The following is a 13,592-nucleotide window of genomic DNA, read 5'->3' on the forward strand; positions in this document are numbered from 1 at the left end:
GTTATAATATGGTGATAAATACTGGTTTTTCATAAAAATATGCTAAGTTATAGCAAAGGATTTTTAGCACTGAATGAATGCATGAAAAAAACATATCTTACAATTTTACTTACATTGTGCGCATCTGTTGCGATGGCAAATGACAATCAAGCGGTAGTGGCAACAGAAGAAACGGATCGAGCTGAAAATTCGAATACCATTCGTATTGTGACTCGTCCAGAAATTTTGGGCTTATGGGGGATGCAAGTGGCCAACAATAATAAATGCATTGAATATTATAATTTTAAAGCGAATAACAATGTCATTATTAAAAGTGGGCAGGAGTGGTCATCCGGAATTTATGACTTTCAGCCGGCTCAAGAGGAACGTTCTTTATTGTCTGCATTGGTTTTGCAAGTAAAGTATGACAATAATGAAAAGGATTGTTCCGGTTTGCAGGAAGATCAGACTGGAGAGATTTCCCAATATTTCGTGCAGTGGAAAAATGCCTCGACCATCAATTTCTGCAGTAATGAAAAGGCCGAGCAATGTTTTGCCACCTTGCGCCGTGTATTGCCTTAATCATTGTTCATGATTTTATAAATATATGCTCATAAATATAAAAAACCGCTCATAAAGAGCGGTTTTTTAGTCTTAATGCTTTATTTAAGATGCTTCTTGATAAGCTTCCAGCTTTTTCAACAAGTGTTTTTCCAGATAATGAATATCCATCGCTTCTTTACAGAAATTCTCATCTTCCAGAATTAAATCCCTATGCAAAGGAATGTTGGTTTTAACTCCAGTCAGGATGGTTTCTTCTAATGCCTGTTTCATGCGGGCAATAGTCGTTTCACGATCTTTACCATGGGCAATGAGTTTTGCAATCATTGAATCATAGTAAGGTGGAATGCTGTAGCCTGGGTAAATATGCGAATCCATACGGATACCGGCACCACCTGGGGCATAATAATTTTCAATTTTGCCCGGAGATGGAAGGAATGTAGTTGGATCTTCCGCATTGATACGACATTCTATGGCATGACCACGTACTTCCACTTGATCTTGTTGGATTTCAAGACCGAGACCGCCAGCAATACGTAATTGTTGCTCAATGATATCGATACCCGTCACCATTTCGGTTACCGGATGTTCAACCTGAACACGGGTATTCATTTCAATGAAGAAGAATTCACCATCTTCAAACAGGAATTCGAATGTACCGGCACCACGGTATTGCATGAGTTTACATGCATTAACGCAGGCTTCTAAAATTTCAGCACGTGCTTCTTCAGGTAAACCCGGAGCAGGAGCTTCTTCCAGTACTTTTTGATGGCGACGCTGTAGTGAGCAGTCACGATCATACAAGTGAATGGCATGGCCATTACCATCTGCCAAAACCTGAACTTCGACGTGACGCGGTTTTTGCAGGAAGCGTTCCATATAAACCGTATCATCACCAAACCACATTTCAGCATCACGCTGTGCCGCCTGAACCGACTCAAGCAGGGTGTCGACACGTTCAACAATACGCATACCACGACCACCACCACCGGAAGCGGCTTTAACAATCAGTGGAAAGCCAATTTCTTTGGCTTCTGCAAGAGCATTGTGAATAGTCACTGCATGGTCACAGCCCGGTACGGTTGGTACACCGGCTTTTTTCATGGCAATAATGGCGGAAACTTTGTTCCCCATTAAGCGAATATGTTCTGGACGTGGACCAATAAAGATAAAACCAGAATTTTCAACAATTTCTGCAAACTCGGCATTTTCCGACAAAAAGCCATAACCAGGATGGATGGCATCTGCACCGGTAATTTCAGCAGCAGTAATAATTGCCGGGATGTTTAAATAGCTTTCGCTACTTGCGCCCGGACCGATACATACGGCTTCATCACAAAAGCGTAAATGCATCAGGTCTTTATCGGCATCGGAATAAATACCTACGGTTTTAATTCCTAAAGTTCTGCAAGCTCGGGTAATGCGTAAAGCAATTTCACCCCGGTTTGCAATTAAAACTTTTTGCAACATTGTGAGTCCCCGTGGTTTTAGGCGCGATAGCGGAACAATGGTTGACCGAATTGAATTACTTCACCATTTTTCACCAGAATTTCTTCAATCACGCCACTTTGAGTCGCTTCAATCGGGTTCATGATTTTCATGGCTTCAATAATACCTAGGGTTTCGCCTGCAGAAACGGTTTGGCCCACTTTGACGAATGGTGCTTCACCCGGGTTTGGTGCTGCATAGAACACACCAACCATAGGAGAAGTTTCAACTGCGCCGCGCGGTGTTTTTGCAGCAGGTGCGGCAGGTGCAGCTGCAGGCATTGCAGGAACAGCTGCTGCTACCACAGGATTGCGACGGGTGAGGGCGATGGATTGATCACCTTCTTTAACTTCGATCGCTTGTAAGTCAGATTCAATCATCAGGTCGATGAGTTTCTTGATTTTACGGATATCCATGAGACAGTATTCCTAATTATGATTGCGTAGAGAGTTGAATTTTATCGATGGCGAAGTCCAGTGCAGCGCTATAACCTTTTGCACCTAAACCACAAATCACGCCAACGGCTTTATCGGATAAATATGAATGATGTCGGAATGCTTCACGTGCGTGTACATTGGACAAATGAACTTCAATAAAGGGAATGGCAACACCAAGAAGCGCATCACGGACTGCAACAGAGGTATGGGTTAAAGCTGCAGGATTGATAATGATGAATTGAACGCCTTCTTTTTGTGCCTGATGAATTCGGTCGACAATTGCACCTTCCCAGTTGCTTTGAAAAGTATCTAGGGAAAGAGATGCATTTTGAGCTTGAGCGATGAGCTTTTGATTTATATTGTCTAGAGTAAGGTTTCCATAAACCTCAGGTTCACGCATACCGAGTAAATTTAGATTCGGTCCATGAATAACCAAAATGGTTAAGCTCATTCAGCTTGCTCCAATTATAAGTTTGCAAATATACCTTGCAAGATGTCAGCAAAGTTTGCGTATTATGGCATATATTCCCGTATTTCTATTATAAGTTGTTTAAATTGATACGAGAGCTATGTGTCAGAACTGAGCTATATAATGAGAACTTTGCAGGTAATTGGCAATGTTAAAAAATGACATTTTTTATAATTATTACTATTTCTTACATTGTAAGCTAAATTGACCAAAACAGTTCATTTATTTTGTGTAACAGTCAGGGCAGAGTCATGAATTGTAAGCAGTTCCTTCCAGCAGGTGGTGTAGCGTGGAGAGCGGTGCTGCTGTTTCATCTGCCAGGCCGGATTGGCAGAATGATAGCCTACCTGAATACAATCCGAGCCATAGCGTTGTTGCATTTTCAACAGGGTGTTCATTAAATTATCCCGTTGTTGAATCAGGGCTAAAGGTTGCCATAAGTCATGAATATAGTGCTGTTTAATATGCAAGGCACTCAACATGATTTCAACTTTAATATATTTCTTGTTTTCTTTAAATAAAACATCTATTTGCTTTAATGCTGCGCCATTTAAGGCAAGTAAGTCATCGCTTGCATATTCCAGGCCTAGCGCATAAGAAAGCTTCTTTTTATAGGGTGGGACGGATATTTTTTCATAGAGTGAAACATGTATGCAGGCACAAAGTTGTCGCTGTTGGGTTAAGCGTTTATGGGCACGGTTGACATGAAAAATGACCGCCTGTTTGATGATTGATTTTTCTGTTAATGCAGAAGCAAAACTTCGTGATGAAAGGATGTTTTTTGCCGGTGTTGCAGGGTCATTGAGCGCAATACACGATTGACCTTTTAGTTCACGAATCGTCCGTGCAATCATCACCGAAAATTGTTTGCCAAGATGATGTTCATTGGCAAAAGTTAAGTCATAGCAACTATAAATTTCATAGTCTTGAAGCTGTTTGCTGATTTTACGACCAATCCCCCAAATCTCGCTAGCCGGTGTCTCTAAGAGCAGGCTTTCATAACTGCATAAATCTACATGCGGTAAATAACAGAGCGACTGAAAGCCGCTTCTTTTCTTTGCAAAATAATTGGCCAGTTTGGCTAGGGTCTTGGTTGTGCCAACGCCTATGCAGCAAGGCAAACCCAACCATTGCTCAATGCGCTGAATTAAATCCCGGCAATATTGCTCTACATCAAAATATTCTGCATAACTGCCGAGCTGGATAAAGCACTCATCAATCGAATAAGGTTCCAGGTCATCCGGATGGAAATGCTGTTCTAGAATCGAAAAAAAGCGCCGTGACATATCTGCATATAAAGCGTAATTACTGGAAAATACTTTTACACCTGCTGCCAAAGCCTGTTGCTCGACCTCATACCAAGGCACGGCCATGCCGATATTTAAGGCCTTGGCTTCATTACTTCGGGAAACCACACAGCCGTCGTTGTTGGAGAGTACAACCACAGGCTGGCCATTTAGAAGGGGATTAAATACCCGTTCACAGCTGACATAGCAATTATTGATATCAATTAAGGCAAAAAGTTTCTGGTTCATTTTTTGTTCTTAAAATTGTAACGTTTTCAAGTAAGGATAATAAAATCGTTTATAAATTTCAAATTTTAAAAATGCAGAGAATCAAGAGTCCATTCGATAAAGAGCTTGAGCAGCATGTAAGGTTCAGTGTAATTAGCGTTAATAGCGTAAAGATGAGATTTGTCGATGCACTAAAAATCAGTAAATTAATATTTTGATCATTACAATGAATTAAGTCGATACAGTTTGCGGGTTGGTTAACGGGAAATATCCGCTAGATTAATAAGAGTCGTAATACATACGGCATATCCCTAGCACTCCACGCTAGTAATCAATCGAAAGGATGGATATGAAAATGGCTAATCAACAACAATCGAATCAGCAAAGCGAAAATCAAAAGCATCAACAGCAACAGCAGCAGCAAGACAATCAACGTCAGCAAAACCAGGGCAATCAACGCCAACAGCAGCAAAAAAACCCTCAACAGCAAAAATAATCCTAAAGCTTGCTTAGGATTTATGATGAAGCCTCAAGTTTACTTGGGGCTTTTATCTGTCTATTTATGTTAAAAGTAAAATTTTGATCTGTTCCGGTTATATACCCACTCATAAAATTTATTAGCGTAATTTTTTTAAAATACAGGTCACTACACCCCAGATCGTCAGCTGTTCTTCGCTGCGTAAATAAATATCCGGGTATTCAGGGTTTTCTGCTTTTAGCCAGATTTTCAGTTCCCCATTTTTCTGTTTCTCTTTCATCAGCCGTTTAACGGTAAATTCATTATTGATTAAGGCCAAAACGATATCGCCGTGTTCTGGTTTCAAGCTACGGTCAATTAGAATCTGGTCATCAATGTCTATGCCTGCATTTTTCATCGACAATGAATTGACCCGTAATACAAAAGTACTTGAGGGGTTATGCACCAGGTATTGGTTCAAATCGATGACATCTTCAGTGTAATCCTGAGCCGGAGAGGGAAAACCGGCAGCAACCGATTCCAGCGGATAGGGAATATCGAGTCGGGTTTGAATCTGTATAGGATGCAGTTCGATCTTTTGACTACGGTCATCGGCAGGTTTGGGCTTTAACCATGCCTTGATTTCAGATACTTTAGACTCGGGTACGCGCATCACCACGGTTTTTTCCTGATACTGGGTTTTGCGGCCGGAATTTTTACGTCTACCGCCGTGACCATGCCCAGTGCTGCTTGCGAATTCTGTTGTATCTTGAAGTTTCATTTTAATCTTTTTTGATTTTGTAACTTTTTCAAGTTTAACAAAAAATCCTGCAAATAAAAAGTTTAGCCATGCTAAATCGTTCTAAGTTAAACTGTCGCTATTCGGTTTTATATGCCAGAGAAATGCAATGTCAAAAAAATCCCCACAACTTTCACCCTTAGAAGAACTGATTGCAGAACAAAAGTTATTGTGTGAAGAATTTGATTCTGCCTATATCCAGGTCAGTGGTGATGATGTTGTCGCCGTTGCAGTTCAAACCTTAAATAAAGAACCCATTGTCGGGATTCGTAAAAAGCCTGAAACAGATGAAAATATTGGCTGGTTTATTTACGGTGGCGAGCTGGAAGAAGGAGAAGACTTTTTCCAGACCATGACGGTTCGCGAGTTACAGGATATTTTACCTGAAGCGCTCCCATACCTGGCTTTGGCTGAAGGTTTCCGTTTTATGATTGATCGTGAAGACTATGAAGATGTGTGGAAAGAAGATCAATGATGCATGAGCCGCTGAATCAGTAGTTTCGGATCAGATTCACTGCAAAGCGTTACATTTCTATGTTGGTGTATTTATAGACAATTATTGCGGCTATGTTAATATAATAAGCAAATACACCTTGTGTAACGGGAGTTGTTCCATGACAGCTTATACCATCATGAAAGCAGGCAAATATGAGGATGAGATGATTCCTAAACTTGCCATACATGCTTTCCGTCATGCCTTTAACAAAGCATGTACGGCAGCAACGGTCGTGTATGCAAAAGAACAGCAACTGTTACAACGCGAAGTAAATGGACAGGAAACCGTGATTGCGGACTTGCATCAGGCATATACAAATGTGAATGATCTTCCTAAAGTTTTAAAACGCAAGAGAAAACAAGAGGCAGCTGTATAACTGAATGCCTCCACCAAGAATAAGGATGTTTGCCGGTCCGAATGGGTCTGGAAAGAGCACAGTCAAGGAATATTTATTGCCCCATCATATTGGGGCTTATTTAAATGCCGATGAACTGGAACAGAATCTTCGCTTGAGTCAACGCCTGGATTTAAAGACCTATCATCCCGCATTAACGGCCCAAGCTTTGATTGCTTTCCTTAAGCAGAAAAAACGCCCTCAATCCGGGCAACTCATTCCTTTACTGCAACAAGAGCCTTGGGTAGTTGATGAATCGAATATCCAGTTTCATGAATCCGAAATCGATTCTTATCTTTGTGCACGGATTATTGACTATATCCGCCTGGAATTTTTGCGCTTAAAAATCAGTTTTACCTTTGAAACGGTAATGTCGCATATCTCTAAGGTTGAGTTTTTACAACAAGCGCAGCTGCAGGGTTTTAAAACCTATTTATATTATGTTTCTACGGTTGACCCACGAATTAATATTGCGCGGGTGAAATACCGGGTGAGTGTGGGTGGACATTCTGTTCCAGAGCAAAAGATTGTGGAGCGTTATTACCGCAGTATGGATTTGCTTATGCAGGCGATTGATGCCAGTGATCGTACCTATTTGTTTGATAACTCTTCTAACGGTGAAAAAGCGGCTTTTATTGCTGAAATTGAATCGGCCGAAACATTGAAAATGAATCCGGAAGTTCAACAGTTACCGTGGTGGTTTGCAGAAAAAGTACTCAAAGAATTTATAGAATAATAAAAAATGATCCAGAGCAGGTATGACAATATAGTGGATTATGATGCGCCGTCAGCAACAAGAAAAACAATGCAGGCTGATTTAATCATAGAGTATGCACATTAAAATAGCCTAAGCAAAATGACTTTTTGAAGTTTATTTCCATACCAATTATTGTGTAATTCTTATAAAAGGGCAGTACAGTTACTTGATTCAACTCCATTCAAAAATTTATCAGTTGAATAATCAACTCCGGGTTTTTTCTTTGTCATGTTGTCACGATTATTAACCTCAAGTTAGAAAAGAATAACGCGCTATACAAGAAATATTTTCCTAAATGAAAATACAACAAAAACGGGTTTTGTTGAGATGCGTAACCGCCGTGATGCGACTTTGTCCATGCCTAAACTGATTTTACCTGCAATTCAAATCAATATGGATGGAGGGCGGTTGCCTGCACCTGAAGCCAACGGTATCCGCTATTTAAAATTGCCTCTGAATTATTTTAAATAATTAAATTTAGAGTAAACATTAGGCTTAAAAAGAACATTGAGCCTGATTTTGTCATCTTAAAATTTTACTTCAATGTTCTTTTGAACTGCTTGCCCAAACAACACAAATTACTCATTTTTTACCTCCATAAATAGCCTAAGCAAAAAAATATTTTAAAAAATTGGCAGTTGATTAAATTCCTGATTTACTCAAAAATAATTTCATCTAAAAAGTAATGAAAAACGTCCATGATTTTAAATCACCAAATACATCTTAACGAAGTCGCTACAGCAAAAAATACGCTGGTATTTATTCATGGTCTCTTTGGCAGTTTAACTAATTTAGGCATGCTGGCACGTGCATATTATGACTTTCATTCAGTCATTCAAATTGATGTCCGCAATCATGGTCATTCAGCACATGCAACAGAAATGAATTATGCTGTCATGGCAGCAGATATTCTGGAAACACTAGATTCTTTAAATATTCAAAAATTTTCTGCTATTGGTCATTCCATGGGTGGAAAAATTGCCATGCAATTGGCAAGTCAGGCAGGGCAGCGATTAGAACAATTGATTGTTCTGGATATGGCACCATTTGCCTATCAGGAAAGTCATCATGAGCAAATTTTTAAAGCTTTATTTGCCGTCAAAAATGCCCAGATTGAAAGTCGGCAACAGGCGACCCAAATTATGCGTGAGTATTTACATGAAGAAATGGTGATCCAATTTCTAATGAAATCCTTTAATAAGGGACAATGGTTATTTAATGTCGATGCTTTATTCCATCATTATTCAGAAATCCTGAATTGGAAGACGATCCAGCCATGGCCAAAAGAGGCCCTGTTTATTCGCGGGGGAAAATCCGCCTATATAAGCAAGGATGAGCATTTTGCTGCAATCCAGCAGCAATTTCCCCATGCCAAAATAGCAGTGATAGAAGATGCGGGACACTGGCTGCACGCTGAAAAAACGCAACAGGTTCTGGATGAAATGAATCAATATCTAAATTAAGTTTAGATATCAAATAGATTTGCTGTTATTCAAAAGCGTCATGTAGATGATTGGCCAACAGTTGACTGTCCGCAGTTAACTGTTCAGCCATTGCGGCTGTTTTTTTGAGTCCGGGCATACGATACTCACTATGACCATAATCTTGAATGGATGTCCAACGGCCACCCCAAGTTAAACCGACTGATTCTGCAACTGTTCCATATAACCGATAACCTTGCATTGCCCAAGGATCACGTTCTGAAATAACCACTTTACCATTCCGTTTAAATGCAATATCGGCAGCCAGGCCAAATTGGTGATAACTTTGAAAGCCTTTGGCACGGGTAATATGACTGTTGCCAGCCAAGGCATTCTGGCGCTCTGGACTACGGTAACCTTCTAGTAAAACCATTTCATAGCCATAACGTTGTTGCATGATTTTAAATACCATCAATAAACGTTGTTTATAACGTGGATTCATTTTATGCCATTTACGATCGGCGGATACGAGATCACCATGTAAATGTGAAGTCGCTAAACTTTCTATATTGGAGTTAAATGTTTTTGCCTGAACACTGAACTGACTAGCCTCAATATGACGTGCAGAAATAATGGCTTCTTCAATCAAGGATTGTTCTACTTCAGGAGGCGGTGCAAGTATTTGCCCATCGAGCAATGCATAAATTTGAGGATCAACTGACCTTAAATAATCTGTTTCAATTTTAGTGGGAGTTACGGGACGGGTAAAAGCAAAAATCAAGATGCTGGAAAATAGTGAAAGACCCGCAACCAGTATCCACCATTGTTGTAAATGCCAATATGACTGGAGTTGTTTAGGTGCAGCTGCATCATTGAACTGCTGAGCAAATTCCCGGGCAGAATAGAATTGTTTCTTACTTTGCAGAATAAGAACGAAAAAAAAGTCTTGTGCTTTAAGGCGTAAATCAGAGGAAAATAACCAGGCCAGACTGCACGCCAATATAATAAAACCAGTAAAAATAGTAATCGTCATGGAGATACGGCGGTTTCTGCGAGTATGAAGAGTGTTTTAGCCTCAGAAATTTTTATAGCAGCTTGTGACAATTCCTCCGGTTCAAAATCTTTTGCCGGATTTTTTCTAGAGCTGACGGGTTGATTCACAAGTCTTATTTTTGCGATAGAGGTGGCGATTATACTTTTTGTCGCCATTTGAGCCACACTGTTATTATGGGATGAGTATGTTTGGTCCCTATTTTTCTTATATTCTAAAACCTCTTGCCTGGACAGATCCATACTGCTAAATACAGAATGACCTTGAATTTTCTGATGATCTAAACTGTTTAAATAAATATAACCCACAGTAGCATTTAAAATATCGCCAGAACAAAATCCTGAACGTCTAGAGGGAACGGCTAAACGATGTGGCTCTTTTGCAGGCTGAAATATTCTTAAAAATTTTGGTGTTAGGGCGGACATGTTCAAATTTTCTTTTTTAAATTTTAGGGTAAATGAATGGTGATATAGGCTTGCTCGGCGGGCTGAATGATAATGTTCTGATAAATAGATAATGATTTATGATTTTGATTTAAAAGCATAAAATTCAAGCATGCAAATGATATTAAAGTAAAAAATGCCAAAAAGATTAAAATCCAGAAAAAAGGTAATTCTCGATGAATGACATGCCTAATTTGGTCAGGCAAAGCAGAAAAGGGCGAAAAAGCTGTTTTTTTGCCTTTTAAGAAATCAATTTCATCGCCAACCCGAGCCACCAGGTGATTCAAACTTTGTAGGGATTCAATTCGAAATTTGCCATGAAAGCCAAGTAGCATGCAGTAATGAAAGACTTCTAGGGCTGCGAGACGTTCTTTACCCAGACTACGTAGTGATTCCAGAATTTCAAAAAAACGATAGCCAGCAAGTTGCGAGCCAAAAAGGCTTAACTGTAAAGGGCTGACCATCCAGTAGTTCTGTAAATCAAAAAATTGTACATCTTGTTGAGTTATAATGGTTTCATCGAGCAATGCGCAATAAGCATATTTTGCATCATGAATATCCGCTGCTGAAAAGTGCAGTTTTCGCGCCTGATTCTCAAAATGATTTAACAGGGTTAAAATTTTCTCCCGAAACTCATCTGGATTGACTGGAATATATTGATTCTTCAATAGAAAAATCACATAGAAACCCTCATGTAATAAATCAACAAGATTTGTTGCACTCGTGACTTTAGATGGAGTTGTCGTTGAGTCTAAACTCCAACCCGTTTGATCATTCTCAAATAGTGAAGGCACTTGATTATTCATATACGGATTCCTTAGCTATTCATCACTGCAATGACATCAACCGAAATATCCTGAAAGCCGGCTGGGATATAAATACACATGGATTCAGCATCCAACATGCGTTGATATAATTCATTGTTAGGCTCAACTTCAAAATAACTGACACCAGAACGTACTGGAATTGCAGTGGGAACCTGCATGAGATGATGTAATGGAATGACGGGAAGGGCAGCTACAACACGCTGTTCGACATCCACAGAATTACCTACTTTAAAACGAAGGGGTACCAAATGAACCAGCTCATGGCTTTGCATTAGACCACTCGAAACGGCAATATACAGTCGCGTGTCACGCGTAATTTTGTCGGATTCCAGACTTCCAATCCAATAGGAGGGACGTGCCTCTTTTAAGGCAATGCTGATATAGCGATTTGAAATAATGGTATCGAGTAAATCGCGCAGAATGGCATCGAGCTGTGAAAAGCTTTCCTGTAAATGATGATGTTTATAATGAGGTAACTGATCCACTGCATAGGCTGTAGAAAAGGTCAGCAGTGATCCAGTTAAACGCAGTAATTCAAAAAACAATCGTTCAGGATGAATATGTGGATATTGTAAAAGATGATTCAGGGAGGCATGTGCGGTGTTTAAGGCATTCACTAGCCAGAAAGAAACAATATCACCGGAACGGAACTCTATGAGTTTTTGCTCATTTTCACGATTGTTGCTTTGAATGGCCTTAATTTTCGCTTTAATGATATTCAGGCTACGTTTTAAACCTGACATCAGGCTCGCAGATGCCTCAATATGCAAGATCGGTGGAATAAACTTGCAATCAAATTCAAAATTTTCCGAACTTTGCCGTTTAACTTTTGCTACTGCTAAATACAGAAATCCATCCAGGTCATGATTGGGGTCTGTGCCAGATTCGAGTAATTTAAATTCTGCACGGCGTCTTAATAAAGTAATATCTGCGGCTGTAGCATCGGTAAATAAATCATGCGTTTCAGTAAAGTGTGAGTGATAACGGCTAGGCTGGCTACTTTCCTCAAAAGAGACATTTCGTTTATTGGGCTGAATCATCGGCAAGGCCAAATAGACTGTCATCTCTCCCCGTAAATTTAAATCATCCAGTTGAATGGGCTCTGGTAATAAGTCACGTGCCGGTGCCTGGTAAATTTCGCCATCTTGCCAAAGCATGTCCACTTTTTCTAAAGCCAGAACATGAGTACTTAATTGCACCTCATCAAATTGAATAGATTGAATGCCATAAGCAAACGGAATGGTAGAACGGATGGTGTGATTCAAGCGCTGTTCATGATAGGCATCTTGTAACTGAAAATGTTGTGGACGTAAAAATAAGCCTTCGCCCCAAAGAATTTTTTCTGCTTTAAACATTAAATTTACTCATTATTATTTGTGTTATGAGGATTGTTTTTGCACACCCAAAAGTTCATGTACTGTTTCTAAAGGATTGTCGTTTTTAATCACCTGACTCAGCCATTCGTGTAAAGGCATCTGACTCCATTTAATCGTTTTTTGTAGCAGATAGCTGACTGGACTATGCGGTTCATTCATCTGGAAATAATCGGAAATATCTTGTAAAAGCTGCATGGCTTGTTCACGATTTGCTAAATGACTCTGCGCGTGTGGCTGAAATTTTTGTGCACTGGTTATGGCTATTGTGGGATCAATTGCTGTGTGTAAGGTTTTAGGTGAAGCGATCATGCCAGTTATAGAAGTTGATGGACCCGTCATGAGTACTGAACCCAAAGCATCTGTTTTGTAAACCTTTTTCAGGCTGCCATGAATAGATTCCAGTTGAGCGTCAATAGCTGCAAAACTTGGAGCATCCAAACCCATTAAGCTATCTAACACTTCCTTTAAAATATTCCACTGATTCAAAATTTCTAAAAAAGCCTGATAATTTTGATATTGCAAAGATTTTGGTGTGCTTAATAATGCCTGTTCCAATTGCTCCAGTGTGGCAGCAGGATCAACATCGCTGTTTTCTTCGCTATGCATACGGTGTAAATTCTGTTGATGTAATAAACCCTCATAGTCAATTAAAGAATAAAAAGGTGAAATATTTATCATGGGTATATTCTTAATCAACTTGGGCAGTTGATTAATCAGTCCTTGCAACAGGCCCAGACGTTGATCTAAATCATCCTCTTCAATTTTCGGGTATAAAAATAACCAGAAATTGCTTAAGCTACGTTGGGTTAATTCTAAACCTTTGGCTACTCCGTCAAACCCGTACAGATGGGACCAGGCTTCAACGAGCCAGGTATATAACCGAATATCTTTCGTTTTTTCCGTCAGTAGTTCAGTGGATTTTTCATTTACAAAACTCCAATCGGCTAGTTTCGGTTCTGCAATCCAATCACCTTGTTCTAAAAGTAAATCATCCTGAGTTCGTGCTTTTTTAATGGCATGAAACTCATTGGAAAAAGAACAATCCATCCCGCATGGGACGGCTTCTGAAATTGCTCTTAATAATTTTTCTAGTTCTAAACTCATGTTTTGCCTTCTGGTTTTT

At 39.7% G+C, this 13,592-nt stretch carries 16 protein-coding genes and 1 pseudogene; 7 read left to right on the forward strand and 10 right to left on the reverse strand.

Features of this window, described 5'->3' with window-relative positions; all coding sequences use genetic code 11:
• Nucleotides 1-81: 81 nt before the first annotated feature.
• On the forward strand, nucleotides 82-561 hold the full coding sequence (locus tag H4I94_RS03570; RefSeq protein ID WP_261181489.1) for a hypothetical protein: 480 nt from the start codon (nucleotides 82-84) through the stop codon (nucleotides 559-561).
• Between the two features lie 84 nt (nucleotides 562-645).
• Here H4I94_RS03570 and accC read toward each other — a convergent pair whose 3' ends face one another.
• The 4 genes from accC to H4I94_RS03590 all read right to left on the reverse strand — a co-directional run bounded on the left by accC (nucleotide 646) and on the right by H4I94_RS03590 (nucleotide 4,469).
• Nucleotides 646-2,010 carry an acetyl-CoA carboxylase biotin carboxylase subunit gene (gene accC, locus H4I94_RS03575; RefSeq protein WP_092818137.1) on the reverse strand — a complete coding sequence of 455 codons (1,365 nt, stop codon included), beginning with the start codon at nucleotides 2,008-2,010 and terminating at the stop codon, nucleotides 646-648.
• A gap of 17 nt (nucleotides 2,011-2,027) precedes the next feature.
• Nucleotides 2,028-2,444 carry an acetyl-CoA carboxylase biotin carboxyl carrier protein gene (locus H4I94_RS03580; protein WP_131273708.1) on the reverse strand — a complete coding sequence of 139 codons (417 nt, stop codon included), beginning with the start codon at nucleotides 2,442-2,444 and terminating at the stop codon, nucleotides 2,028-2,030.
• A 16-nt stretch (nucleotides 2,445-2,460) separates the two neighbouring features.
• Nucleotides 2,461-2,916, reverse strand: coding sequence for a type II 3-dehydroquinate dehydratase (gene aroQ / locus H4I94_RS03585; protein WP_092818135.1), 456 nt, complete (start codon nucleotides 2,914-2,916; stop codon nucleotides 2,461-2,463).
• A 236-nt stretch (nucleotides 2,917-3,152) separates the two neighbouring features.
• Nucleotides 3,153-4,469, reverse strand: coding sequence for a Y-family DNA polymerase (locus tag H4I94_RS03590; RefSeq protein ID WP_261181490.1), 1,317 nt, complete (start codon nucleotides 4,467-4,469; stop codon nucleotides 3,153-3,155).
• 334 nt (nucleotides 4,470-4,803) lie between these two features.
• On the opposite strand from H4I94_RS03590, the gene H4I94_RS03595 reads away from it, so the two are divergent.
• On the forward strand, nucleotides 4,804-4,944 hold the full coding sequence (locus H4I94_RS03595) for a hypothetical protein (RefSeq protein WP_165493300.1): 141 nt from the start codon (nucleotides 4,804-4,806) through the stop codon (nucleotides 4,942-4,944).
• Nucleotides 4,945-5,065: 121 nt separating this feature from the next.
• On the opposite strand, the gene H4I94_RS03600 is transcribed toward H4I94_RS03595, so the two are convergent.
• Nucleotides 5,066-5,686, reverse strand: a complete 621-nt coding sequence (locus H4I94_RS03600; RefSeq protein ID WP_092818133.1) for a LexA family protein — start codon at nucleotides 5,684-5,686, stop codon at nucleotides 5,066-5,068.
• 127 nt (nucleotides 5,687-5,813) lie between these two features.
• On the opposite strand from H4I94_RS03600, the gene H4I94_RS03605 reads away from it, so the two are divergent.
• From H4I94_RS03605 to H4I94_RS03625, 5 genes and pseudogenes are all read left to right on the forward strand, one after another.
• A complete protein-coding gene (locus H4I94_RS03605; protein WP_092818132.1) occupies nucleotides 5,814-6,179 on the forward strand; it encodes a hypothetical protein in 366 nt (121 codons plus the stop codon).
• 139 nt (nucleotides 6,180-6,318) lie between these two features.
• Nucleotides 6,319-6,576 (forward strand): hypothetical protein, encoded by a 258-nt coding sequence (locus H4I94_RS03610; RefSeq protein WP_261181491.1) that lies wholly within the window; start codon nucleotides 6,319-6,321, stop codon nucleotides 6,574-6,576.
• Between the two features lie 4 nt (nucleotides 6,577-6,580).
• Entirely contained in the window at nucleotides 6,581-7,330 is a 750-nt protein-coding gene (locus tag H4I94_RS03615; protein ID WP_131273712.1) for a zeta toxin, read from the forward strand.
• 288 nt (nucleotides 7,331-7,618) lie between these two features.
• Nucleotides 7,619-7,822 (forward strand): annotated as a pseudogene (locus tag H4I94_RS03620) (MBL fold metallo-hydrolase); the annotation flags it as partial.
• Nucleotides 7,823-8,049: 227 nt separating this feature from the next.
• Nucleotides 8,050-8,814, forward strand: a complete 765-nt coding sequence (locus H4I94_RS03625; RefSeq protein ID WP_261181492.1) for an alpha/beta fold hydrolase — start codon at nucleotides 8,050-8,052, stop codon at nucleotides 8,812-8,814.
• Between the two features lie 25 nt (nucleotides 8,815-8,839).
• Here the strand turns inward: H4I94_RS03625 and H4I94_RS03630 are convergent, their stop codons facing one another.
• From H4I94_RS03630 to tssA, 5 genes are read right to left on the reverse strand one after another with little or no spacing between them, the layout of a single operon-like run.
• On the reverse strand, nucleotides 8,840-9,805 hold the full coding sequence (locus H4I94_RS03630; RefSeq protein ID WP_261181493.1) for a M15 family metallopeptidase: 966 nt from the start codon (nucleotides 9,803-9,805) through the stop codon (nucleotides 8,840-8,842).
• Entirely contained in the window at nucleotides 9,802-10,248 is a 447-nt protein-coding gene (locus tag H4I94_RS03635) for a hypothetical protein (RefSeq protein ID WP_261181494.1), read from the reverse strand. Before H4I94_RS03635 ends, H4I94_RS03630 begins: the two co-directional genes overlap by 4 nt.
• Before the next feature lie 23 nt (nucleotides 10,249-10,271).
• Nucleotides 10,272-11,072 carry a DotU family type IV/VI secretion system protein gene (locus tag H4I94_RS03640; protein WP_092818126.1) on the reverse strand — a complete coding sequence of 267 codons (801 nt, stop codon included), beginning with the start codon at nucleotides 11,070-11,072 and terminating at the stop codon, nucleotides 10,272-10,274.
• A gap of 11 nt (nucleotides 11,073-11,083) precedes the next feature.
• Nucleotides 11,084-12,448: a type VI secretion system baseplate subunit TssK gene (tssK, locus tag H4I94_RS03645; protein ID WP_261181495.1), complete on the reverse strand. Its 1,365-nt coding sequence runs from the start codon at nucleotides 12,446-12,448 to the stop codon at nucleotides 11,084-11,086.
• A 24-nt stretch (nucleotides 12,449-12,472) separates the two neighbouring features.
• Entirely contained in the window at nucleotides 12,473-13,573 is a 1,101-nt protein-coding gene (tssA, locus tag H4I94_RS03650; protein ID WP_261181496.1) for a type VI secretion system protein TssA, read from the reverse strand.
• Nucleotides 13,574-13,592: the final 19 nt, after the last annotated feature.

The organism is Acinetobacter sp. T_3_1 (assembly GCF_025377055.1).
In the GTDB taxonomy this organism is placed as follows: Bacteria; Pseudomonadota; Gammaproteobacteria; order Pseudomonadales; family Moraxellaceae; genus Acinetobacter; species Acinetobacter kookii.